The sequence below is a fragment of the Dactylosporangium sp. NPDC050588 genome (assembly GCF_040654975.1).
Lineage (GTDB): Bacteria > Actinomycetota > Actinomycetes > Mycobacteriales > Micromonosporaceae > Dactylosporangium > Dactylosporangium maewongense.
Genome location: NZ_JBFAJA010000016.1, coordinates 40094 through 63362 on the forward strand (window position 1 = coordinate 40094; position 23269 = coordinate 63362).

General features: G+C 69.9%; 19 protein-coding genes. 10 read left to right on the forward strand and 9 right to left on the reverse strand.

Features of this window, described 5'->3' with window-relative positions; genetic code table 11:
- Positions 1 to 9 precede the first annotated feature (9 nt).
- Both pgi and AB0I21_RS13130 read right to left on the reverse strand, forming a co-directional pair.
- A complete protein-coding gene (gene pgi, locus AB0I21_RS13125; RefSeq protein ID WP_360560824.1) occupies positions 10 to 1650 on the reverse strand; it encodes a glucose-6-phosphate isomerase in 1641 nt (546 codons plus the stop codon).
- 28 nt (positions 1651 to 1678) lie between these two features.
- Positions 1679 to 2641 carry a sulfite exporter TauE/SafE family protein gene (locus AB0I21_RS13130; protein WP_360560826.1) on the reverse strand — a complete coding sequence of 321 codons (963 nt, stop codon included), beginning with the start codon at positions 2639 to 2641 and terminating at the stop codon, positions 1679 to 1681.
- A gap of 84 nt (positions 2642 to 2725) precedes the next feature.
- Between AB0I21_RS13130 and AB0I21_RS13135 the strand changes: the two genes are divergently transcribed.
- The 4 genes from AB0I21_RS13135 (at position 2726) to AB0I21_RS13150 (ending at position 8612) form a co-directional block, all read left to right on the forward strand.
- The gene (locus AB0I21_RS13135) at positions 2726 to 3274 is read left to right on the forward strand and encodes a hypothetical protein (protein WP_360560827.1); all 549 of its coding nucleotides are present in this window, start codon (positions 2726 to 2728) and stop codon (positions 3272 to 3274) included.
- A complete protein-coding gene (locus AB0I21_RS13140) occupies positions 3271 to 3759 on the forward strand; it encodes a hypothetical protein (RefSeq protein ID WP_360560829.1) in 489 nt (162 codons plus the stop codon). The genes AB0I21_RS13135 and AB0I21_RS13140 overlap by 4 nt, the downstream gene beginning before the upstream one ends.
- Positions 3760 to 3981: 222 nt before the next feature.
- Positions 3982 to 6102 (forward strand): DNA topoisomerase IV subunit B, encoded by a 2121-nt coding sequence (locus tag AB0I21_RS13145; protein WP_360560830.1) that lies wholly within the window; start codon positions 3982 to 3984, stop codon positions 6100 to 6102.
- A 23-nt stretch (positions 6103 to 6125) separates the two neighbouring features.
- A complete protein-coding gene (locus AB0I21_RS13150) occupies positions 6126 to 8612 on the forward strand; it encodes a DNA topoisomerase IV subunit A (protein WP_360560831.1) in 2487 nt (828 codons plus the stop codon).
- A 1172-nt stretch (positions 8613 to 9784) separates the two neighbouring features.
- Here AB0I21_RS13150 and AB0I21_RS13155 read toward each other — a convergent pair.
- From AB0I21_RS13155 to AB0I21_RS13170, 4 genes are all read right to left on the reverse strand, one after another.
- A complete protein-coding gene (locus AB0I21_RS13155) occupies positions 9785 to 10081 on the reverse strand; it encodes a hypothetical protein (protein ID WP_360560832.1) in 297 nt (98 codons plus the stop codon).
- Positions 10082 to 10385: 304 nt separating this feature from the next.
- Positions 10386 to 10937, reverse strand: a complete 552-nt coding sequence (locus tag AB0I21_RS13160) for a hypothetical protein (protein WP_360560834.1) — start codon at positions 10935 to 10937, stop codon at positions 10386 to 10388.
- Between the two features lie 33 nt (positions 10938 to 10970).
- A complete protein-coding gene (locus tag AB0I21_RS13165) occupies positions 10971 to 12074 on the reverse strand; it encodes a magnesium and cobalt transport protein CorA (protein ID WP_360560836.1) in 1104 nt (367 codons plus the stop codon).
- 52 nt (positions 12075 to 12126) lie between these two features.
- Positions 12127 to 12552 (reverse strand): hypothetical protein, encoded by a 426-nt coding sequence (locus AB0I21_RS13170; protein WP_360560837.1) that lies wholly within the window; start codon positions 12550 to 12552, stop codon positions 12127 to 12129.
- A gap of 68 nt (positions 12553 to 12620) precedes the next feature.
- Here AB0I21_RS13170 and AB0I21_RS13175 point away from each other — a divergent pair, with 68 nt between their 5' ends.
- Both AB0I21_RS13175 and AB0I21_RS13180 read left to right on the forward strand, forming a co-directional pair.
- Entirely contained in the window at positions 12621 to 13328 is a 708-nt protein-coding gene (locus AB0I21_RS13175; protein ID WP_360560839.1) for an HAD family hydrolase, read from the forward strand.
- A gap of 139 nt (positions 13329 to 13467) precedes the next feature.
- Positions 13468 to 15690 (forward strand): M4 family metallopeptidase, encoded by a 2223-nt coding sequence (locus tag AB0I21_RS13180; RefSeq protein ID WP_360560841.1) that lies wholly within the window; start codon positions 13468 to 13470, stop codon positions 15688 to 15690.
- Between the two features lie 229 nt (positions 15691 to 15919).
- Here the strand turns inward: AB0I21_RS13180 and AB0I21_RS13185 are convergent, their stop codons facing one another.
- Positions 15920 to 18055: a BTAD domain-containing putative transcriptional regulator gene (locus tag AB0I21_RS13185; protein WP_360560843.1), complete on the reverse strand. Its 2136-nt coding sequence runs from the start codon at positions 18053 to 18055 to the stop codon at positions 15920 to 15922.
- A 502-nt stretch (positions 18056 to 18557) separates the two neighbouring features.
- Here AB0I21_RS13185 and AB0I21_RS13190 point away from each other — a divergent pair.
- Together AB0I21_RS13190 and AB0I21_RS13195 are read left to right on the forward strand one after the other, a co-directional pair.
- Entirely contained in the window at positions 18558 to 18926 is a 369-nt protein-coding gene (locus tag AB0I21_RS13190; RefSeq protein ID WP_360560845.1) for a hypothetical protein, read from the forward strand.
- A gap of 279 nt (positions 18927 to 19205) precedes the next feature.
- A complete protein-coding gene (locus tag AB0I21_RS13195) occupies positions 19206 to 19538 on the forward strand; it encodes a hypothetical protein (RefSeq protein ID WP_360560847.1) in 333 nt (110 codons plus the stop codon).
- 148 nt (positions 19539 to 19686) lie between these two features.
- Here the strand turns inward: AB0I21_RS13195 and AB0I21_RS13200 are convergent, their stop codons facing one another.
- Complete coding sequence (locus AB0I21_RS13200) at positions 19687 to 20478, reverse strand: maleylpyruvate isomerase family mycothiol-dependent enzyme (protein WP_360560849.1); 792 nt, start codon at positions 20476 to 20478, stop codon at positions 19687 to 19689.
- Positions 20479 to 20606: 128 nt separating this feature from the next.
- On the opposite strand from AB0I21_RS13200, the gene AB0I21_RS13205 reads away from it, so the two are divergent.
- Together AB0I21_RS13205 and AB0I21_RS13210 are read left to right on the forward strand one after the other, a co-directional pair.
- The gene (locus tag AB0I21_RS13205) at positions 20607 to 21527 is read left to right on the forward strand and encodes a phosphatase PAP2 family protein (protein ID WP_360560851.1); all 921 of its coding nucleotides are present in this window, start codon (positions 20607 to 20609) and stop codon (positions 21525 to 21527) included.
- 38 nt (positions 21528 to 21565) lie between these two features.
- Complete coding sequence (locus tag AB0I21_RS13210; protein ID WP_360560853.1) at positions 21566 to 22420, forward strand: DUF2127 domain-containing protein; 855 nt, start codon at positions 21566 to 21568, stop codon at positions 22418 to 22420.
- A gap of 42 nt (positions 22421 to 22462) precedes the next feature.
- Here AB0I21_RS13210 and AB0I21_RS13215 read toward each other — a convergent pair whose 3' ends face one another.
- Positions 22463 to 23158 (reverse strand): GntR family transcriptional regulator, encoded by a 696-nt coding sequence (locus AB0I21_RS13215; RefSeq protein WP_360560855.1) that lies wholly within the window; start codon positions 23156 to 23158, stop codon positions 22463 to 22465.
- Positions 23159 to 23269: the final 111 nt, after the last annotated feature.

The window sequence follows — 23269 nt, forward strand, 5'->3', positions numbered from 1 at the left end:
GATCGGCACTCAGCGGCCGCGCTGCGCCCGGTAACGGTCGACCAGGGCGGCGGTCGAGGAGTCCAGCGCGGACGTGTCGCCGGCCTCGGCGGTGAGCGCCGGCTCGATCCGCTTGGCGAGGACCTTGCCGAGCTCCACGCCCCACTGGTCGAACGAGTCGATGTCCCAGATCGCGCCCTGGACGAAGACCTTGTGCTCGTAGAGGGCGATGAGCTGCCCGAGCACCGACGGGGTGAGCTTGTCGGCGAGGATCGTGGTGGTGGGGCGGTCACCGCGGAACGTGCGGTGCGGCACCTCCTCGGCGGGCACCCCCTCGGCCGCGACCTCCTCCGAAGTCTTTCCGAACGCGAGGGCCTGCCCCTGCGCGAACAGGTTGGCCATCAGCAGGTCGTGCTGGTCGGCGAAGACGCCGAGGCCGGGCGCGGGCTGGGCGAAGCCGATGAGGTCGGCCGGGATGAGCATCGTGCCCTGGTGGATCAGCTGGTAGTAGGCGTGCTGGCCGTTGGTGCCCGGGGTGCCCCAGACGACCGGGCCGGTCTGCCAGTCGACCGGGCGGCCGTCGTGGTCGACGTACTTGCCGTTGGACTCCATGTCCAGCTGCTGCAGGTACGCGGTGAACCGGGACAGGTAGTGGCTGTAGGGGAGCACCGCGTGCGTCTGGGCGTCGTGGAAGTTGCGGTACCAGATGCCGAGCAGCCCGAGCAGCAGCGGCGCGTTCTGCTCCGGCGGCGCGGTCCGGAAGTGCTCGTCCATCGCGTGGAACCCGTCGAGCATCTCCCGGAAGCCGTCCGGCCCGAGCGCGATCATCAGCGAGAGGCCGATCGCGCTGTCGTACGAGTAACGCCCGCCGACCCAGTCCCAGAACTCGAACATGTTGGTCGTGTCGATGCCGAACTTCGCGACCTCGCCGGCGTTGGTCGACACGGCGACGAAGTGCTTCGCGACCGCGGCGTCGTCGCCGAACGCGTCGAGGATCCACTGGCGGGCGGCGGTCGCGTTGGTGATCGTCTCGATCGTCGTGAACGTCTTCGACGACACGATGAACAGCGTCCTCGCCGGGTCCGCGGCCCGGACCGCCTCGTAGAGGTCGGCGCCGTCGACGTTGGAGACGAAGTGCATCTCCAGCCCCCGGTCGGTGTAGCCGCGCAGCACCTCGTAGGCCATCGCGGGGCCGAGGTCGGAGCCGCCGATGCCGATGTTGACGATCGTGGTGATCCGCTCGCCGGTGAAGCCGGTCCACTCGCCGGAGCGGATCCGGTCGGCGAACGCGGCCATCCGGTCCAGCACGGCGTGCACCTTCGGCACGACGTTCTCGCCGTCGACCTCGACGACCGCGTCGCGCGGCGCGCGGAGCGCGGTGTGCAGCACCGCCCGGTGCTCGGTGAAGTTGATCTTGTCGCCGTGGAACATGGCGTCGCGCAGCTGGGCGACCCCGCGCGCGGCGGCGAGGTCGCGCAGCAGGCCGAGGGTCTCGCCGGTGACCAGGTGCTTGCCGTAGTCGAGGTAGAGGTCGCCGACCTGCAGGGAGTACTTCGTCCCGCGCTCCGGGTCTTCGGCGAACAGGTCCCGCAGGTGCACCTCACCAAGCTCGGCGCGGTGTTTCGCCAGCGCGGCCCATTCGGGCAGTTGGTTGAGTCGGCCCTGAGACATCAAGCACTCCTTCAGCGAGGTCACACTCTCACAGGGATTGTGCCCCTTTCGGGTGCGTCTCGTCCTCCGCGCGCCGATCTTGCGGTTGGTCCCGCCCGCTGACCAGCGCCTCCTCCGGTTCGCCGGCGGACGCCTGTACATCTGCCGAAACCGCCTGACGTCGGCGCAGGCCCAACACGACGGCCCCGGCGGTCGCCACCGCGACCACGATGCCGACCGTGGCCGTCGGCACCTCGAACAGTTTCAGCGCGCTCGCGATGAGCACGATGACCAGCGCGGCGCGGACCACGCCGGCGGGCGCCCGGGACGACAGGCGGGCGCCGATCAGCACGCCGGGGACCGAGCCGATGAGGACCGCGGCGGCCAGGTCGAGCTTCAGGTCGCCGAAGATCGCGTGGCCGAGGGCGGCCGCCGCGACGAGGGGGATGGCCTGGACGAGGTCGGTGCCGACCAGGTCGTTCGGGCGCAGCATGGGGTACAGGGCGAGCAGGATGACGATGATCAGCGAGCCGGAGCCGACGGAGGTCATCCCGACCACCAGCCCGCCGACGGCGCCGAGCAGGGCCGTGGGGACCGGCCTGACCTTCAGCGGCACATCCGACTTTTCGCCTTTTCCGCTTTTGTACGACTTAAGGAGCAGTCCGACGACGGCCAGCAGGAGTGCGACGCCGAGCGCGACGCGGACGATGTCCTGGACCTGCTCGCCGTCGCCCAGCGCGCGCATGAGGAGGACCCCGGCGAACGCCGACGGCACGCTGCCCAGGCACAGCCAGCGCACGAGCGACCAGTTGACGGTGCCGCGGCGGGCGTGCACCCAGCCGCCGAACGGCTTCATCACCGCGCTCGCGGCCAGGTCGCTGGAGACCGCGGCCAGGGGAGGGATGCCGAAGAACAGCACCAGGATGGGGGTCATCAGCGCGCCGCCGCCCATGCCGGTCAGTCCGACGACGATGCCGACGCCGAGCCCCGCCAGGGCCATCACAGGATCCACCGGCGAATTGTGCACTATCTCGGTCGTCTTTGTCGGTACGAAACGGGGCTGCGGCGGCGGATGTCACGTCGATAGCGTGTGGCGATGCAGGTTGGCACCCAGGTCCGGCTGGTGTTCTGGTCGGTGGCGGCGGCTTCGGCGCTGCTCGCCGTCGATGTCGCCGTCACGGCGGTCGTGACGCGCGACCTCGCCGCGCTCCACACCGTGCTCATGTCGCCCCGGTCGCTCCAGCAGGTCGAGGCCGACTACCACAACAACCTGGTGGTCGCCTCGGTCGGCGCGGTCGTCCTGGGCGCGCTGCTGTTCTTCGTGCGGTGGCGCACCCCCAAGATCAGGGCCATCCTCTGGGTCGTCGGCCCGCTGCTGGCCCTCGCCCTGCTGTGCGGGCTGGTCGGCGGCCCCGAGTGGGCGGTCGCCCCGACGGGTGAAGAGCCGGAGCTGCTGCGCCAGGAGTACGCCCGCGCGGTGCCGGAGTGGTACCTGTGGGTGCACGGCGTGGCGGGCCTCATCGCGGCCGGCCTGCTGTTCTTCGTCGCCGGCTTCCTGGTCCGCACCGACCTGCGCGAGTACTACCTGGAAGGGCAGGGCACGGGGGACAGCTACCGCTCCTGGATCGACCGGACCTCGGCGTGAAGCGGATCCCGGGCGACCTGTCGTTCGTCGTGCGGCGCGGCACCGGGCGGTGGACCGTGCTGATCGGCGGCGTCTCCGCGGCGGCCTGGGTCCTGCTGATGATCCTGGTGTCGGCCGGCCTGCTGGCGGGTGACTCGCCCGACCGGACCAACGGCGACGCCGTCGCGGTCGTGGCCATCGGGCTGTGCGCCCTGGTGGTCCTCGGCGCGCTGGCCGTCGCCGCCGTGCGGATCGCGGTGTCCGGCGGTCCGGTGCTCGCGCTCGACTCCGTCGGCCTGTGGGTCCGCAACTCGCGCGGGCTCTGGGGCACCCCGGTCTGGGTACCGTGGGCGGGGGTCTCGCAGCTGACCCGATCCCGCCGGCTGACCGTCCTGACCACCGACGGGGTCCGCTATTCCGTGCCGCTGCGGTTCAACGACCGGACCCCGGCGGAGATCGTCGGCGCGGTGGGCCGGTTCAGCGGGCGGCCGGTCCTGGAGGCGTGACACGCGTCCCTGGACTGCGTCCCGGGGATGGTCGTGCTTCACTGAACGGGACGCGGGGCCACCTCGCCGTTCCCGGCGTCGTGTTGTGCTTCTGTGGTCGGCCGTTTGCCGTGGTGCCGTCGTCGCCGGTTTCGTTTTCCGTGGTGTGGTCGTCTTTTCCGTGGTGTCGTCGTCGCTGGTTGCGGCGCGTCGGGCGCCACATCCGGCGAGGGTGCCACGGAAATGTCAGACCCTGCGGCTACGCTCGCGGGCAGCAGCGCACCAGGATCATTGGAGAGCATCGAGTTGACCGCACAACCCGAGACCTTGTACGGGGCTGACGACCTCACGCTCCTCGAAGGGCTGGACGCTGTCCGCAAGCGGCCCGGCATGTACATCGGCTCGACCGACAGCCGCGGCGTCGCTCACCTGTTCAACGAGATCGTCGACAACTCCACCGACGAGGGCATCGCCGGCCACGCGACCCGCGTCGAGGTGACCCTGCACGCCGACGGTTCCGTCCAGGTCGACGACGACGGCCGCGGCATCCCCGTCGGCGTCCACGCGAAGTCGGGCATGTCCGGCGTCGAGCTCGTGCTGACCCGGCTGCACGCCGGCGGCAAGTTCGGCGGCTCCGGCTACAAGACCTCCGGCGGCCTGCACGGCGTCGGCGCCTCCGCGGTCAACGCGCTGTCGCACCGCTTCGACGTCACCGTGCGCCACAGCGGCAAGGTCCACCACATGGCCTTCCAGCACGGCGTCCCCGGCGACTTCGACGGCGCCGGCCCGAGCGCGGCGTTCACCCGCCGCTCCGGGCTCAATGTCACGGGGCGGATGAAGCGGGGCCAGTCCACCGGCACCTCGATCCGCTACTGGCACGACTCGCGCTACTTCGAGACCGGTGCCGCGCTCGACGTCGAGGCGGTCCGCGCCAAGCTGCGCAACACGGCCTTCCTCGTCCCCGGCGTGACCTATGTGCTCAAGGACGCCACCGGCGGGCAGATCTCGACGGAGACGTATCACTACCCCAACGGGCTCGCCGACATGGTGGAGTTCCTCGCGCCGTCCGGCGACCGCGCCGTGTGCGGGCTGCTGCACATCACCGGCGAGGGCACCTACAAGGAGAATGCCGCCGACGAGAACGGCGTCATGAAGGCCAATGTCGAGCGCCGCGCCGAGGTCGAGATCGCGCTGCGCTGGGGCACCGGCTATGAGCGGGTCGTGGAGTCGTTCACCAACACGATCCGCAACGTGCACGGCGGCACGCACCGGCGCGGCTTCGAGCGCGGCGCGCTGCGGGCCCTCAGCGACGCGATCCGCAACACCCGCGGCCTGCTGCGGCCGAAGGAGGACCTGCCGACCCTCGACGACGTGCTCGAAGGCATGACGGCGGTCATCCACGTGCGGATCCCCGAGCCGCAGTTCACGTCGCAGACCAAGGACGAGCTGTCCACCGCGCCGGTGACCCGGGTCGTGCAGGGGATCGTCGAGCAGCACATCAAGGCGTGGGTCGAGGCGCGCAAGACCAAGGTCGAGGCCCGCACCGTCCTGCAGAAGATCGTCGACGCGGCGCGGGTCCGCCTGACCCAGAAGCAGCAGAAGGACGCCGCCCGGCGCAAGACCGCCCTCGAGGGCGCGTCGATGCCGGCGAAGCTCGTCGACTGCCGCTCCACCGGCGTGCAGCGCAGCGAGCTGTTCATCGTCGAGGGCGACAGCGCCCTCGGCACCGCGCGCATGGCCCGCTCCTCGGAGTATCAGGCGCTGCTGCCGATCCGCGGCAAGATCCTCAACGTGCAGAAGGCCAACATCCAGCAGGTCCTGGACAATGCCGAGTGCTCCGCGATCGTGCAGGTCCTCGGCGCCGGCTCCGGCCGCACGTTCGACCTGGAGTCGATGCGGTATGGGCGAATTCTGATCATGGCCGACGCCGACGTCGACGGCTCGCACATCCGCACTCTGCTCATCACGCTGTTCGCCAAGTACATGCGGCCCGCGATCGCCGACGGCCGGCTCTACGCCGCCGTCCCGCCCCTGCACAAGATCGTCACGAAGGGGCGCAACCCGGAGACGATCTACACGTACACGCAGCAGGAGATGGTCAGCACGGTCAGCCGCCTCGAGAAGGCCGGCAAGCAGGTCGTCACGCCGATCCCGCGGTTCAAGGGTCTCGGCGAGATGGACGCCGACGAGCTGTGGGACACCACGATGAACCCGGCGACCAGGGCCGTGCGGCGCATCACCCTCGACGACATCGAGAAGGCCGAGGAGGTCCTCGAGCTGCTCATGGGTGAGCGGGTCGAGCCCCGGCGAAACTGGCTGATCGACGCCGCGCCGCGGGTCGACCAAGAGAACATCGACGCCTGAGTCAGGAAGGGTAGTCCGGCGACATGGCACGCAAGGCCAAACCAATGAAGGCCGACCTGTCCGCCTTCGACCAGGCGGGCGCGCGGGTGCTCAACAACCCGCTCATCACCGAGGTCGAGGACTCCTACCTGGAGTATGCGTATTCGGTCATCCACTCCCGCGCGCTGCCCGACGCGCGCGACGGCCTCAAGCCGGTGCACCGCCGCATCCTGTTCTCGATGCAGGAGCAGGGGCACCGCCCCGACCGCGGCCACGTCAAGTCGTCCCGCGTCGTCGGTGACGTCATGGGTAAGTACCACCCGCACGGCGACAGCGCGATCTACGACGCGATGGTCCGCATGGCGCAGGACTTCTCGCTCAACGTGCCGCTGATCGACGGCCACGGCAACTTCGGATCCCCCGACGACGGTCCGGCCGCCTCCCGGTACACCGAGGCGAGGATGTCGCGCGAGGCGATGCTGCTCGTCGGCGAGCTCGACGAGGGCACCGTCGACTTCCGGCCCAACTACGACGGCTCCCTCGACGAGCCCTCGGTGTTGCCCGCCGCGTTCCCCAACCTGCTGGTCAACGGCTCCTCGGGCATCGCCGTCGGCATGGCCACCAACATGATCCCGCACAACCTCGGCGAGGTCGTCGCCGCGGCCCGCTGGCTGATCAACCACCCGGCCGCCACGCTCGACAAGCTCATGGAGTTCGTCCCCGGCCCCGACCTGCCGACCGGCGGGCTGCTGCTCGGCCTCGACGAGGTCCGCCGCGCCTACGAGACCGGCCGCGGCGTCGTGCGCATGCGCGGCCGGGTCGAGATCGGCCTGCTCGAAGGCAGCCGCGGCCGGCAGGCCATCACCGTCACCGAGCTGCCCTACGGCATCGGCGCCGAGAAGGTCATCGAGAAGATCACCGACGAGGTCAACAAGACCAAGCGCCTGCAGGGCATCGCCGACGTCAAGGACCTCACCGACCGGGAGAACGGCACCCGCCTCGTCATCGAGTGCAAGGTCGGCGTCAACCCGCAGGCGCTGCTCGCCGACCTGTACCGGCTGACCCCGCTGGAGCAGTCCTTCGGCGTCAACAACCTCGTCCTCGTCGACGGCCAGCCGCAGACCCTCGGCCTCAAGCCGCTGCTGGAGGTCTTCCTCGCGCACCGCTACGAGGTCGTGACCCGGCGCACCGAGTTCCGCCGCAAGAAGCGCCAGGACCGGCTGCACCTCGTCGACGGCCTGCTCGTCGCGCTGCTGGACATCGACCGGGTCGTCGCGCTCATCCGCGCCAGCGAGAACGCGGCCGCCGCCAAGGCGTCGCTCATGAGCGAGTTCGGCCTCACCGACATCCAGGCCACCTACATCCTCGACACGCCGCTGCGCCGCCTCACCCGCTACGACCGCATCGAGCTGGAGGCAGAGCAGGCCCGGCTCAACGAGGAGATCGCCGCGCTCAGCCAGATCCTCGACGACGAGAAGGTCCTGAAGAAGGTCGTCTCCGACGAGCTGGCCGCCGTCGTCAAGGAGTTCGCCCAGCCGCGCCGCACCACGCTCATCGACGGCGACCTCAAGGAGGTCCTCGCCGCGTCCGTCCCCGCCGGCCCCCTCGAGGTGTCCGACGACCCGTGCCAGGTCCTGCTGTCCACGACCGGCCTGGTCGCCCGCACCGCCGCCGAGTCGGAGGAGGCCCCCGAGGGCAGCCGCAAGGCCGGCCGCGACAAGCACGACACCGTCCGCGCCGTCGTGCACACCACCGCCCGTGGCCAGGTGCTGCTCGTGACCAGCCTCGGCCGGGCGTTCAAGGTCGACGTCCTGCCCCTGCCCGTCCTGCCCGAGCAGCCCGGCACCGTCTCCCTGCGCGGCGGCATGTCCACCGCCGAGCTCGTCTCCCTCCAGCCCGGCGAGACGGTCGTCGCGCTCGCCCCGCTCGGCGGCCCCGGCGCCGAGGGCTCACCCGGCCTGGCCCTCGGCACCCGCAACGGCATGGTGAAGATCTGCGCGCCCGAGTGGCCCGTCCGCGCCGACGAGTTCGAGGTCATCGGCCTCCGCGACGGCGACGAGGTCGTCGGCGCCACCTGGCTCACCGACGGCGCCGAGACCCTCGCGTTCGTCACCTCGGATGCGTCGCTGCTCCGCTTCCCGGCCAAGCTCGTCCGCCCACAGGGCCTGAAGGGCGGCGGCATGGCCGGCATCGCCCTGTCCGAAGGCGCCCAGGTCCTCTACTTCGGCGCCGTCAACACCCAGGACCCCCAGCACGGCGAGCCCATGGTCGTCACCGCCACCATCGGCAACGCCAAGATGACCCCGCTGCGCCTCTACCCGGCGAAGGGCCGCGCCACCGGCGGCGTGCGCGCCCAGCGTTTCCTGAAGGGCGAGAGCCGCCTGGTGCTCGCCTGGGTCGGCCCCCGCCCCGCTGCCTCCTCCACCAAGGGCGAGCCTCGCGACCTGCCCGCCCCCGACCAGCGCCGCGACGGCTCAGGCGCCCAACTCCGAGCCCCCGAGATCGTCGGCCACCTGGTCGAACGCGGCTGACCTCTCACTCGCACCCACCAACCTGCCCACCGGCCCGATCCCGCAACCCGCTCCACTCCCCGCCGGCGCTGCCCACCCCAGCGCCGGCGCCCTGCCCCGCCGCCGCGCACTGCCCCGCCGCCGCGCCCTGCCCCACCGCTGCGCGCTGCCTCCTCAGCGCCTAGACGCAGAACCGGTGTGCTCACCCGACGCAACAGCACCCGCACCCAGCGCCGGGTGGGTTCACCACCGCCAGCGGCGCTGCCTCCTCAGCATCGGCGTGCTCACCCGGCGCCGCAGTGCTGCACTCAGCGTCGGCCCGCTCACCGGCGCCGCGGTGCTGCCTCCTCAGCGTCGGCGAGGTCACCCGGCGCCGCAGTGCTGCACTCAGCGTCGGCGCGCTCATCGGCGCCGCGGTGCTGCCTCCTCGGCGTCGGCGCGCTCGCCCGGCGCGGCGCCGACAGCACTCAAGGCCGCAGCGGCCTGCTTCCCGGGCCAGCGTCTGCGCCTGAGTGGCGTTTCCGCGCCGCAACTGGAGTCGGTGGTGGGGCCGGGCGGGAGTGTCGCTGGCCGCCGGGCCTGGGCGCCGAGTTCGCGCAAGGTCAATTGTTGTGGCGGTTGATCCAAGTCGTGCGGTGGCCGTTACCGCGGCCGGTGCTGTCCTTTGATCACCGGCGCCGCGGTGTTGCTGTGTCGCCGTGCCGAGGTAGAGCGCGGGTGTGTGTTGCTGGCTGCCGGGTTGGGCGCCTGGTTTGCGAGGCTGTTCTCGCGGCGGGTGATCCAAGTCGCGGGGTGGCCGTTGCCGCGGCCGGTGCTGTCCTTCGATCACCGGTGCCGCCGTGTTGCTGTGTCGCCGGGCCGAGGTAGAGGCGGGTGTGGGTGTTGCTGGCTGCTGGGTTGGGCGCCGGGTTCGTGAGGCTGTTCTCGCGGCGGGTGATCCAAGTCGCGGGGTGGCCGTTGCCGCGGCCGGTGCTGTCCTTCGATCACCGGCGTCGCCGTGCTGCTGCGTCGCCGTGCTGCTGCGTCGCCGTGTTGCTGCGTCGCCGGGCCGTGGCAGGGGGTGGGTGTGAGTGTTGCCGGGTCGTGAGGGTGATCCTCGTGTCGGGTTGATCCAAGGACCGGGGTGGCTGCCGGTGCGACCCGGTCCGGCCTTCGATCATTCGTGTCGAGGAGGGTGCTGGGTGTCTGGTGGGTCAGGGCTGGTAGGTGAGGTCCAGGGTGTCCGTGTGGGCCGGCCAGGTGAGGGTGAGATGCCAGCAGCCGGGCTGGGGGAGGTCGATGATCGACGGGCCGGGGCCGCCGGGGACGGTACGCCGGACCACGTCTTGAGTGCCGGTGCGGGTGGCGTCGATCTGGAGGTCGCCGGGTGGGGTGGGGTCCTTGGCGATCCAGAGGATCTTGTTGGAGGAGCCGGCGGGTCTGGTGACGGCGAGGGGGTGGCCGAACATCGCGGCGACGATGGTGCCGTGGTCGCTCAGGACGTGCGGCATGCTCGAGTCTCCGGTGAAGCCAGCGCGGGCCCACGAAGGCAAGGGGCCGGTGTCGACCGGGGAGCCGCATCCCGAGCGGGCGGGGGCGGCCGGCACGGTCTGAGTCGGTGTGCTCAGAGACGGTGCGCCTGGAGAGGGTGCGCCCAGTGCGGGGGCGGTCCGGGACGGCGGTTGCGGGCGGTTGGCGGTACAGCCGCCGGACACCATGACGACGGCCGGCAGCAGCACGGCGCACCACGAAGAAAGTCTCACGCGTCCGTGAGTCGCGGCGGCGGCGCGAGGTTCCCGGGGGCGGGGCGCGAGCCTAGTCGTCGTAGGACTCGGCGAGCTCGGCGAAGGCCTCCTCGACCGGGGCCAGGCGGGTGAGCAGGTCAGCCAGTGGGCGCCGGCCGACGAAGCGGGCGCTGTCGCGGCCGACGGCCAGCAGGGAGATCAGCGCCGACTCGTCGCGGGTCGGGAGGGTGCCGGCGGCGTCCTCCCAGAACAGGACGTGGTCCTCGGTGTCGTCGGTCTTGACGGCGGCCGCCCCGGCCAGCATGAGCAGCAGCTGCTGGGCGGGTGGCTCCCAGAAGCCGGAGTGGCCGACCGTCCACAGGTACGCCTCCAGGGCGCCGTCGTGGTGGCGCAGCACGGTCAGCGTCTGCGGGTCGTCGGCGCGTTCGGCGAGCACGGAGCGAGGAGTCTCGTCGACGGCGTCGGTGGACCACTGCGGCGTGCGGTCGGACCACCACCAACCGGCGAACATCGCCGAAGGGTTCTCGATGCGTGAGGCCGGCGGCACCGGTGCGTCCATCCAGGTGTCGAAGCCATCCCGGGACATGGTGATCCGGGCGGCGGTGATGAAGGTGTACGACACGGCGACGATCTTAGGTCAGCGCGTACAGGAGCGTCACAGCCAGCCCGAGCGCCGGAACAGGCGGTAGAGGACCACCGACCCGACGGTCATGATCAGCAGGATGAGGTAGAAGCCGTAGTCCCACCGCAGTCCGGGGATGTGTTCGAAGTTCATCCCGTAGATGCCCGCGATCGCGGTCTGCAGCGCGGCGATCGCGGCCCAGGAGGCGATCTTGCGCATGTCGTTGTTCTGGTCCAGGCCGACCTGGGCGAGGCGGGCCTGCAGGATCGAGTCGAGCAGCTCGTTGTCGGAGGCGACCCGGTCGACGACCTGGGTGAGCCGGCCGAGCAGGTCCGCGAAGTACTGCCGCAGCTGCGGCGGCAGCTCCACCACGGCCGGGTCGTTCATCCGGCGCAGCGGCGCCTGCAGCGGCACGACCGCCCGCTTGAACTCGACCAGCTCGCGCTTGAGCTGGTAGATCTGCTGCACGTCGCAGCCGCCGACGCGCAGGAACGCGGTCTGCTCCAGCTGCTCCACGTCCTGCTCCACGTCGGTGGAGACGTCGTGGTAGACCTCGATCATGCGGTCACACACCGCGTAGGCGACCGCCCACGGACCGTGCCCGAGCATGGCGGGGCGCTGCTCGAGTTGCTGGCGGACGTCGGCGAGCGCGCCCGCGCCGCCGTGCCGGACCGAGACGACGAAGTGCGGGCCGATGAGCAGGGTCACCGCGCCGGTGTCGACGACCTCGGAGGTGGCGGTGAGCTCGGCGTGCTCGACGTAGCGGGCGGTGCGGATCACCAGCATCGTCACGTCGCCGCGGCGCTCGACGGCGGGCCGGCGCTCCCGTGCGACGGCCTTCTCGGCGGTGTGGTCGTCGATGCCGATCTCCTCGGCGACGGCCGCGAACTGGGCCCACGTCGGCTCGAACAGCCCCAGCCAGACGAACCCGTTGCGCCGCCGGCGGGCCGCCGCGTACGCCTCGCGGAACGTGTGCCCGTCCGGCTGCCGGACGCCGCGGACGTAGAGCGCGCAGTCGACGATCGAGTCCCGCCCGTCGTCGGCGAGCAGGTGCGGCAGTGGCTCGCCGGGCTGCAGGTGGCGCATCATCCGGCCGATCATCCGGCCGACCCGCCGGCCGACCCTGACCTGCTGCACTTCCGACCCCCTTGACGCCGAACGCGGTAGCGCAACGCTACCGCGTTGATCGTCAGGGGGAATCGGCCGTGCGGGGCAGCGACGAGCCCTCGTCGAGCCGCACGTACAGCAGCGCGCCGAGCACGAGCAGGGTGCCGGCGAAGACCTCCCAGCCGAGCGCGATCCCGGCGACCGTGACGACCACGCACTGCACGACGAGCGCGACCATCGCCAAGCGGCCGGTGGCCAGGAGTTCAAGGCGGCCGGCGGCGCGGCGCCGCAACGCGGCAGCGAGCAGCACCGCGCCGAGCGCGACCAGCAACGCACCCAGGATGACGGCGGCGACCCGGATCCCGACCTGGGCATGGCCTGGATCGGCGCCGTTGAGCGACATGGAGTACGCCCCGATCACCCCACCGACGACGAACAGCGCGGCGCCGACGACCACGCCCTCGACGATGATCCCGACCGCCGCGGCCAGCAGCGCCACCATTCGCATCCGGTCAAGTTACTCCCGAGTAGCCGAGGCTTCAAGACCCGTCGATGAGTCTCGTTAGGGTTGCCCGGATGTACTCGCACATCCTGTTCGACTTCTTCGGCACGCTCGTCGACTACGACGCCGGCCGCACCAGCCAGGGGTATCCGCGCGCTTACGCCGAACTGGGCAGGCTCGGCGCCACGGTCTCCTACGCCGAGTTCCTCCAGGGCTGGGACGGCGCGTTCGCGGCGTTCGACCGGGACAGCGACGCCGACGACCACGAGTTCTCGATGGCGCAGGTCGGCACCGCCTACCTCACCGAGGTGCTCGGCCGGGTGCCCGCCGCCGGCGAGGTCGACGCGTTCATCCGGGCCTACCTGGCCGAGTGGAGCGCCGGCGTCCGGTATCCCGATGGGGTCGTGCCGCTCATTCAGTCGTTGTCGCGGGTGTACCGGCTGGCCGTCGTCACCAACACGCACCAGCCGGACCTGGTGCCGGGCCACCTCGCGGCGATGGGCATCGCCGACCTGATGGACGTGGTGATCACGTCGGTGGAGGTCGGCCACCGCAAGCCGCACCCGGCGATCTACACCGCGACCGTGGCGGCGCTCGGCATCGAGCCGTCCGCCGCCGTCTTCGTCGGCGACACCTACCTCGCGGACTTCGCGGGGCCGGAGAAGTTCGGCATGACCGCGTTCCTCATCGACCCGGCGCGCCGCGCCGACGTGCCCGAGGCGCGGCGCCTCGCGTCGGTGCTCGATCTGCCGGCGCGGATGTCTCCCAACGAAGTGGCATAAGGCGGTCACGTCCGGACCCACCCCGGCGGGTGACGGTCCCGGCGGTATGAGGGAAGTGGTATGGATGGGTCATCCCTAGGCATTGCTATATGTACATACGTGACTACCGTCACGGCACATCCGCTGCCAGGGAGGCCGAGTGAAACGAAAGATCGCCGCAGCCGGTGCACTGCTCCTGACCGGGGGCATGCTGGCCGCTCTCGCGTCACCAGCTGACGCGTCGCCCAGCAACCCAGCCCCCTCGGCCCTGCAGGCCCACCGGGCGGACATCCGGGCCGCCGACAGTGAGGCCTACACGGTCGCCAGGAGCCGGAAGGACGCCAGCGGCGCGTCCCATACCCGTTATACCCGCACCTACCACGGCCTGCGGGTCTACGGCGGCGACTTCGTCGTGCACGCCGCGCCGGACGGCACGTTCAGCAGTGCGTCCGTCGGGCTGCACGCACCGCTCACCCTCGGCACCAGTGCCGCGGTGTCCAAGACGGCCGGCGCCGCCAAGGCGAAGTCGGCGTTCAGCGGCACGATCACCTCGGTCGGCAGCCCCGAGCTGTTCGTCGACGCGAGCGACGGCACCGGCGTGCTCGCCTACGAGACCGTGGTCAGTGGCTGGCTCGCCGACGGACAGACCCCGTCGAAGCTGCACGTCATCACCGACGCGACCACCAACGCGGTGCGCGGCGCCTTCGACGAGATCGAGACCGTCCAGGGCACCGGCAACAGCATCTACTCGGGTTCGGTCCCGATCGACACGACACTGTCGGGCACGACCTACCAGATGATCGACCCGTCGCACGGCAACGGCCGCACCTGCGACATGAACAACGGCACCAGCACCTGCACCACGTTCACCGACGCGGACAACACGTGGGGCACCGGCGCCAACTCCAACCGGCAGTCCGCGGGCGTCGACGCGCACTTCGGCGCTGCGGTCACGTTTGACTACTACAAGAACGTGCACGGCCGTAACGGCATCTTCGGCAACGGCGCCGGCGTGCCGTCGCGGGTGCACTACGGCAACGCGTACGTCAACGCGTTCTGGGACGGCGCGCAGATGACCTACGGCGACGGCTCCGGCAACAGCCGGCCGCTCGTCGCGCTGGACGTCGCGGGCCACGAGATGAGCCACGGCGTCACGGAGGCGCTCGCCGGCCTGGTGTACTCCGGTGAGTCCGGCGGTCTCAACGAGGCCACCAGCGACATCTTCGGCTCGATGGTCGAGTTCTACGCGAACAACGCCAGCGACCAGGGCGACTACCAGATCGGTGAGAAGATCAACATCAACGGCAACAACACGCCGTTGCGCTACATGTACAACCCGACCCTGGACGGCTCGTCGCACGGCTGCTGGTCCACCAGCACCAAGAACGTCGACGTGCACTACTCGTCGGGCCCGGCGAACCACTTCTTCTTCAACCTCGCCGAGGGCACCGGGGCCACCGCCTACGGCACCTCGCCGGTCTGCGGCTCCGCGCCCGCCGTCGTCGGCATCGGCCGGGCCAAGGCCGAGAAGATCTGGTACCGCGCGCTCGACGTCTACTTCACGTCGAACACGAGTTACGTGAACACCAGCAACCCGGGCAACACGGCCCGGGCGTACTCGCTGAGCGCCGCGACCGACCTGTACGGCACCTGCTCCGTGGAGTACAAGGCCGTCCAGGCCGCGTGGACCGCGGTGAACGTGGCCGGCAACGACGCCGTCTGCCCGACCGGCAACGACTTCTCCCTCGCCGCCGCGCCGGCGAGCGGCTCGGTCAACCCGGGCAGCGCGGCGACCAGCACGATCACCGCGACGCTCACCAACGGCTCGGCGCAGACCGTGGCGCTGACCGCGTCGGGCCTGCCGTCGGGTGCGACCGCCAGCTTCAGCCCGGCCTCGATCAACTCGGCCGGCGGCACGTCCACGCTGACGATCGCCACCTCCGCGTCGACCCCGTCCGGCACCTACGCGGTGACCATCACGGGCACGGGCGCCAGCTCGACCCGGACCACCACGTTCAGCCTGACCGTCAACGGCGCGCCCGGCTGCACCGGCACCAACGGCAACGACGTCGCCATCCCGGACAACACCACGGTGACCAGCACGATCACCATCAGTGGCTGCAACCGCAACGCCTCGGCCACCAGCTCGGTGAACGTGGCGATCTACCACACCTACCGCGGTGACCTGGTCGTCGACGTCGTCGCCCCCGACGGCTCGGTCTACAACCTGTCGAACCGGTCCGGTGGCAGCGCCGACAACATCATCCAGAACTTCACCGTCAACCTGTCGACCGAGGCCGCGAACGGCACCTGGACCCTGCGGGTCCGCGACGCCGCGACCCTCGACACCGGCCGGATCGACACCTGGACGCTTACCCTGTAACCGGAGAGCATTCCGCTCCAAGCGTCCCAACGTCGATGACCAAGCACTGAAAGGATCGGGCGGGAAGCTGATTGCTTCCCGCCCGTTCCAGCAACGCCGGCAGCCACCCATAGAGCCGCAGCTAGTCAGTCCGGCCCAGCAGCGTTGGCGAACTGTCGCGTCTCGCTCTGGTCGGCCGGTGTGGCGGGGTCAAGAGGGCGGGTCAGTCTGCTCAGGGCCTGTGTGGAGTCTAGGTAAATATGCCCATCCGAGTTATGGCGGGTTCGCGTTCGTGCGTTTCGACGAGCGAGGCAGCGAACTCGCGGAGCAGGTTATGCATGCTGTACCGGCCTGGTGCGTGCGGCAGCACCAGGTTGGCCTCGACGAGCTCGTCGAGCAGGTCACGAGCGGCGGCATGTGGAAGGTCTGCCAGCGCCGCGATCGGCAAGACCTTGAAATCCCCGGTCGGGTGAAGCCCCAGGAGCCGAAACAGCCGCCTCTGCGGTGCTGTGAGCTGCCGGTACGACGCGGCAAATGCACCCCTCACGCTGAGACCCTCCGACGCGACCGTGAGCAAGGACGGATCGGCCGCGCAGAACTGCTCAGTCATGGCCTGTACGCTCCACAGGCTCCGCTGGTGGAGGCGGTGGGCCACGAGCCGCAGGGCGAGCGGCAGCCGACCGCAGAGCTCGGCCAATGCGAGCGAGGAGGCGGGTTCCCGGTCGATGCGGTCACCTACACACTCCCGGAGGAGCAGCACGGCATCGGCGGGTTCGAGCGGATCCAGCGCCAGCGACCACGCGCCGTCAATCAGTCCGAGCCGAGTGCGGCTGGTGACCAGGACGAGGCTGGGACCGAGACCGCCCAGCAGGGGTTCGATCTGTGCCGAGGCGGCGACATTGTCGAGCACGACGATGCCGCGCTGCTCGGCCATCTCGGTGCGCCACAACACGAGCCGGTCCGGCAGTTCCTTGGGTATCCGCCGACTGGGCAGCAACTGGCCCAGCAGCAGGCCGAGGGCCCTGTGTGTGCTCAACCGGGTGGCGTCGCTGTAGCCCTGGAGGTCAACGAACAGGTGTGCGCCCGCGAACTCGGCTCGAACACGGTGCGCCAACGCCACGGCAAACGCCGACTTGCCGACACCTGCCATACCGTCGATGAGAAGTACCCGCTGTGTGCCGGCGTCGGTCGCTCCTAGCGAGTCACATGCCCGGGCAAGCTCCCCATCCCGACCCACCAGCTGGGACACGCAGCTCGGCAAGCAGCGCGGCGTGCGCGGGGAGCCCGCGGACCCACCAGCGTTGTCGGACGTCCGTTGATTCGGCGAGTGTCCGACCGTCGGCCCGGGGCGCTCGATGAACTGGGCTGCCGGTCGCGATGAGACGGGCGTCGGCTCCTGAAGCAGAACGCGACGGTGCGCTTCGGCCAACTCGGGACCCGGCTCGATGCCCAGTTCCACGACGAGGCGCTGCCTGATGGCGGTGTATGCGTTGAGCGCGTCGGCCTGCCGGTTCTCGGCGGCCAGAACCGAGACCAGGCGGGCGTGGACCGGCTCGTGCAGCGGATGGGCGGCAGCGACCTCGCGGAGCGCCGGGAGGCTCCGGCCCGGCTTTCCGAGGCCCAACGCGAGGTCGGCGTGGCGTAGCGTCATGGCGATGCGCTCCTCGACGACTGATGTCACGATCGGGTGCGCCTGCAATTGCGGCACATCGCTGAGGGGGGCACTCCGCCAGAGCGTGGCAGCGGTCTCCAGAAGATTCAAGGCGCGGTCGGATTCCGACGTGACGGCCGCGCGGACCGTTCGGCGGAACACGGCGAGGTCGATCTGGTCTTCGGCAAGGTTGAGCTGGTAGCCGGCCGGGGTGCGGCTGATGACCGCGTCGCCGTTCTCGGACGTTCGCTGCAACATCGACCGCAGCCTCGATATGAAGGTGTAGAGCGACTGGGCCGCACTTTCCGGCGGCCTGTCAGGCCAGAGCATGTCGATCAGCTCAACCTGCGGCACCGCGGTGTTGACAGACAGAGCAAGCCTGCCGAGCAGGACCTGCTGACGTCCACGGCTGATGAGCACAGGCGTTGGCCCTCGGTAGACGGTCAACGGTCCGAGTATCCCGAGCCGCACTGGACCGTCCGGGACGGCTGAGGGGCAAGATCTCATCATGAACACGGCTGCGCGGCGGAATGCCACCTCGGTATCATCTGTGAGCCGGAGTGCGGCGACAAGGGCGTCGATCGAGCGCTGACGTGGCCGTCGGGTCCTCTCCTGTTCGAGGTCGCGGATCGCGGACACGCTGATGCCAACGACTCTGGCCAATTCCTGCTGGCTGAGTCCGGCCTCCTGGCGATGTAGGCGCAAGATTGCGCCGAATCCCCCCTTGTACCTCATCGCGCCACCTACGTTCCCCGTGAGTGTTGCAACGATTCTAATCGATGGTCTTGAATGAACGGGGGATTGAAGATTGCGGGTGGCCTGATGTGTGTTTATTGTCACCCATCGGCCGAGGTCTCGACTGAGCCGCCCTTGAGCTTGGTGGGTGGTTTGGTGCGTCCTGGGAGTGCATGATTCGCCGTCCGTTGCTCAGGTATTGGAGCGACGGGCCCGGCTGGAGGCTGTGCTCGTTGGGCGGGACGTGGTGATCGTGGGGCGCGACGCCAGGGCGGGGGTGTTGGCGCGGCGGGTCGACCTGCCGCAGGTGCGCCTGCAGGTTTCGAGTGCCGACTGGAACGCCGCCGCTGCCTTGACGAAGGGCTGAGTCAAGTACGTGTGGCGTACGGGCATCGTTCCGCAAGGAAATTGGCAGATCCGTGGTCGACGATCATGCGTGTACCTGCACCGCTGATTCGGGTGCCGACCAGATCGTCGGCGACCCTCGAGGTAGAGGAGTAGCATGACCAAGCCGGACCTCGCAGACGTCAAACGTCCGAAATCGCGCACTGTGAGTCGGTTCCTCGCCGGCGGAGCGGTTGCGTTGGCCGCCACGCTCGGCGCCGTGTTCGTCGCTCCTGCTGCGGCCATGGCGGCGCCGACCAGCTGCCAAACGTGGGATTTCCCTGGATATGAGGGATACGCCATTATCCATTGTTATGGTGGGTCGGGGTACTACCGAGTCCGGGTGATGTGCGCCTATCAGCCGACCGACAACCTCAAGTACCTCTACTACGGCGACTGGGTTTACGCCCCCGACTCGGGAAACTCGTCCGCTGCCTATTGCCAGGACAATCAGTACTTCCTCTCCTCGATCATGATGACGGCGTAGAGGCTGCAGGTCACTCAACTCCTACGTGTTGGTGGCTGTAGTGCCGTCGTTGGCGACACCGGCAGGATCGACACCTGGACGCTCACCCTCTGACGTCCGCGGGCCTTTAGGCCCCGAACGTCTGTGGCCGACAACACAGCGTCGACACATGGCATAACGCCCACAACGGCGCAGGCAGGCACCGACCGGTCCTGCCTGCGCCAATGTGAGACCTGGCCGTGATGGATTCGATATGAGAGCGGGGCAGCGCTAACGCTCCGTGACCTGTAGAAAATCCGCATGTCCAAGGTTCTTAGATTCGGCGTCTCCATCGTTGTGCTGGTTGTCCTGGCCGGGATCGGGTGGTACCTCAACCGCGACTCGGCCGAGAAGGCCAACGTCGGTGACTGCATGCACAAGGTCGCGGCCAACGAGCTGAAGATCGTCAAGTGCGGCGGAGCCGACGCGGACTACAGCGTCGTCGGCAAGGTCGGCGACAAGAAGGAGTCGGACGCGATGGCCGACGACACGAAGGTCTGCGACCCGTTCGAGGGGACCACCGACCTGTACTGGTGGGGCGAGGCCGGCAAGAACGGCGACGTGCTCTGCCTGAAGAACCTCAAGGCCGCCTGAGCCGCGGATCCGCTGCGGCAACGTCCGGCACGACCGCGTCGCAGCATGGCTCGACACTCAGCTTTGCCGCTCGTCCCCCCACCCCTCGCGACCCCGGCCCGGAACTCCGGTGCCGGGGTCGCTCTGTGTCCGGGGGACGGCAGTGAACTCAGTAGCCGGGGAAGACGGCGCGGAGGTCGTCGAGGGTGATCGGGCCGGTGATCTTCACGTCGGACGGGGTATACCGGGAGCCGAGGCGGCCGGCGGCCAGGCGCAGGAACGCGTCCAGGGTCAGGCTCAGCTCGCCGTCCGGCGACGCCGGGGCGGCGCCCAGGGTCACCGGGTCGGCCAGGCGCAGGCCGCGCTGCTCGCCGATGTCGGTGAGCGTGACGAGCAGATCGGCCGTGCGCCCGTCGAGGTAGGCCGGCTTCGCGATCCAGCCGAACAGACCCTCCACCCGCTCGTCGATGAGCACCGCCGCCTCCGGCGCCAGGGTCGCCGACGGGTCGAGCGCGACCCGGATGTCCCAGTCGTGGTAGCCGAACTCGGTCAGTCGCAGCACCGCCGACGTCGCCACGTCGACGGGCTCGGGCATCCAGCCCACGTCGATGCGGTGCGAGGCGCGCTGCTCGGCGTCGAGGGCCTCGTATGCCTCGACCAGGCGCTGGTTCGCAGCCGGGAACTCGACAGCCCGCTCGACCGGGGTCATCCCGTCCCACCGGGCCCACACGCCCTTGTTGAACTCGAACTCCGGGGCGGGGCGGCCCTCGAGGGAGGCGCGCACCACCTCCAGGTTGATCTCGGCCCCGCTGCCCAGGTGGCTGATCACCTGGGAGATGTCCCACTCGCTCGCCGCCGAAGGGCTGGTGAGCTGCTCAGACGTGAGGCCGCGGACGACGGTGGTGAGATCCTCGTGCCCCTTGCGCAGGGCGGCGATCGCCTGGTCGGCTCGGCTGCTCATCGTGCTCCTTCAACGCTTGAACATCGACAATTTCCTTGAAGCATAAACAAGTTTGTGACGCAGGACATGACGAGGACTGCCTGATCGGCAATATTGCCGGGTTGGCAACATCAGGTACGTTGTCGATCGTGAACACGGGGCCCGGGTTGCGTGAACGGGACGACGCCGCCACGCGAACCACGTCCCAGCAAGGGACGCGGATACGTCCCCGTGCCTGGGCCGAGCTGCTGCTCATCGTCGGACTCTTCCTCGCGTACAAGATGGGCCGGCTGCTCGTCGACGGGCGGGTCGGGGAGTCCTACGCCAACGCGAAGCTGGTGTGGCAGGCCGAGCGGACGCTGTGGCTGCCCGGCGAGGCGGACCTGCAGCACCTGCTGCTCACCTCCGACGCCGTCATCCGCGCCGCCAACGTCTACTACGCCGTCGTGCACTTCCCGGCGACCGTCGCGTTCCTGGTGTTCATGTACGTCTTCCGCCCCGCACACTACCTGCGGTTCCGGCGGATCCTCGCCTGGTTGACCGCGGCGGGGCTGGTCATGCACCTCGGGTTCCCGCTCGCGCCGCCGCGGATGCTGGCCGGCATCGGGATGATCGACACCGCCGCGAAGTTCGGTCCGTCGGTGTACGGGCCGCCGCAGACCGACACGCTCAGCAACCAGTACGCGGCGATGCCGTCGCTGCACGTCGGCTGGGCGCTGGTCATCGCGCTCGGGCTCATCACGGCGACCAGCAGCCGGTGGCGCTGGCTGTGGCTGGCCCACCCGGTGATCACCATGCTGGTCGTCGTCGGCACCGCCAACCACTACTGGCTCGACGGGATCATCGCCTCGATCCTGGTCGGCGCGCTGATGCTGGTCGTGGGGCGCACCAGGAAGCGCGCCCGGGGGCGGACCGGGACGCAGGCCGACGCGCCCGCGCCGGTCGAGATCCCCGCGCAGCTGCGGCGCAACCTGGACTACCTGGCCGTCGGCGAGGCCGCCTACCTGGCCACCTTCGGCGACACGATCACCGACGCCGGGCATCCGCAGACCGTTGGAAAGCCGACCTGACCGACGCGGGGCCGGCGCGTCTGCGGTACGAATAGCGCGTGGACTGGAACCTACGCACCTGCGCGCGCCGCGGGCACGTCACCTACGCCCCGGACGAGGCGCCCTTCCGGGAGCGGCTGCACGCCACGACCCCCGTCGGCGCGGCGTGGCGCTGCCTGCGGTGCGGCGACTTCGTCATCGGCGAGCCGCAGGCGCAGGGCCCCGCCGAGGACGCCCCGATCGTGCTGCGGGGCAGGGCGCTGCGCGACGCGCTCGTGCTGCGGCTGCTGTCGATCGAGCGGTTCGCCAAGGGCATCGCCGTGCTGCTCGCCGGCTACGGGGTGTACCGTTTCCGCACCCACCGCGACGGCGTCGAGCGGGCGTTCAACGAGGACCTGCCGCTGCTGCGCCCGTTCGCGGACCGGATCGGCTGGAAGTTCGAGGACTCCGCGATGATCCACACGATCCGGACGGTCATCGAGGCGGAGTCCAAGACGCTGCTGTGGGTCGCGATCGGCCTGATGGTCTACGGCGTCCTGCAGGTCGTCGAGGGCGTCGGCCTGTGGATGCTGAAGCGCTGGGGTGAGTACTTCGCCGTCGTCGCCACGTCGCTCGGCCTGCCGGTGGAGATCTACGAACTGTCGGAGAAGGTCACCTGGCTGCGCATCGGCGCGCTCGTGGTGAACATCGTCGCCGTGCTCTACATCCTGCTGTCGAAGCGGCTCTTCGGGCTGCGTGGCGGGCATGCCGCCTACGCCGCCGAGCGGCACGAGACCAGCCTGATCGAGGTGGAGATCGCCGCCAGCGAGCCGACCCTGCCGAAGGGTCTGCGCAACCCGAAGGCGCCGGTCGCCCAGGGTGACGACCGTCCGACGGAATTGACCTCTGGCGGGAAACGTGCGGGCGTCGTATAGTTGAACGCGAGACCGGCATCTTCCCCCGTGGATGCCGGTCTTCTACTTTTCCCGGGCGGACCTGATCGCCCGGATGGTGTTGAGGTTGTGCTCGCGGGCGCAGGCCTCGAGCGTGCCCGCGTCGTCCTCCCCCCGCTCCAGCCGGTCCAGCAGCTGGTCGTGCTCGTCGACCGCGGCCCGCACCCGCAGCCGGGGGTAGAGCGACGCCAGGACCCGCGACGCGTCGATGCGGTCCCAGATCCATTCGAGGGCCTCGATCACGTGCCGGTTGCCGCAGCAGCCGTAGATCGTGCGGTGGAACTCCCGGTGCAGCGCCATGACCCGCTCGTTGGTCTGCTCCAGGCGCAGCTGGGCGTTGAGCCCCCGGGCGGTCCCGATCCGCTCGGCGGACATCTGCGGCGCCGCGGCCGCGAACGCGAATCCGTCCAGCAGCGCCAGCATCTCGACCAGCTGCACCCAGTCGTCGTCGCCGAGCGTGGCTACCCGGGCGCCGACGTTGCGCTCGAAGCTGACGAGGCCTTCCGCCTCCAGCCGCCGGATCGCCTCCCGCACCGGCACGGGGCTGACGTCCAGCTCCCTGGCCAGGGTGCTGAGCACGAGGCGATGTCCCGGCCGGTACCGGCCGTCGAGGATCCGCTGGCGGATGCGGCCGTAGGCGAGCTCGTGCTTCGACGGCGCGGGCGGCTCGTCATGGTCCGCGGGCCCGGACGGCCCGGTACTGCTGTGCTCATGCTGCACGTGCGAGTTCCGCTCTTGACAGGGGCCGGGCGCCCGCACGATCATATACGATCGGATGGAGGGCAGTGTCATCCTCACATTCCCGCAGCTGGTTCGCCATCGGCGGTGCGG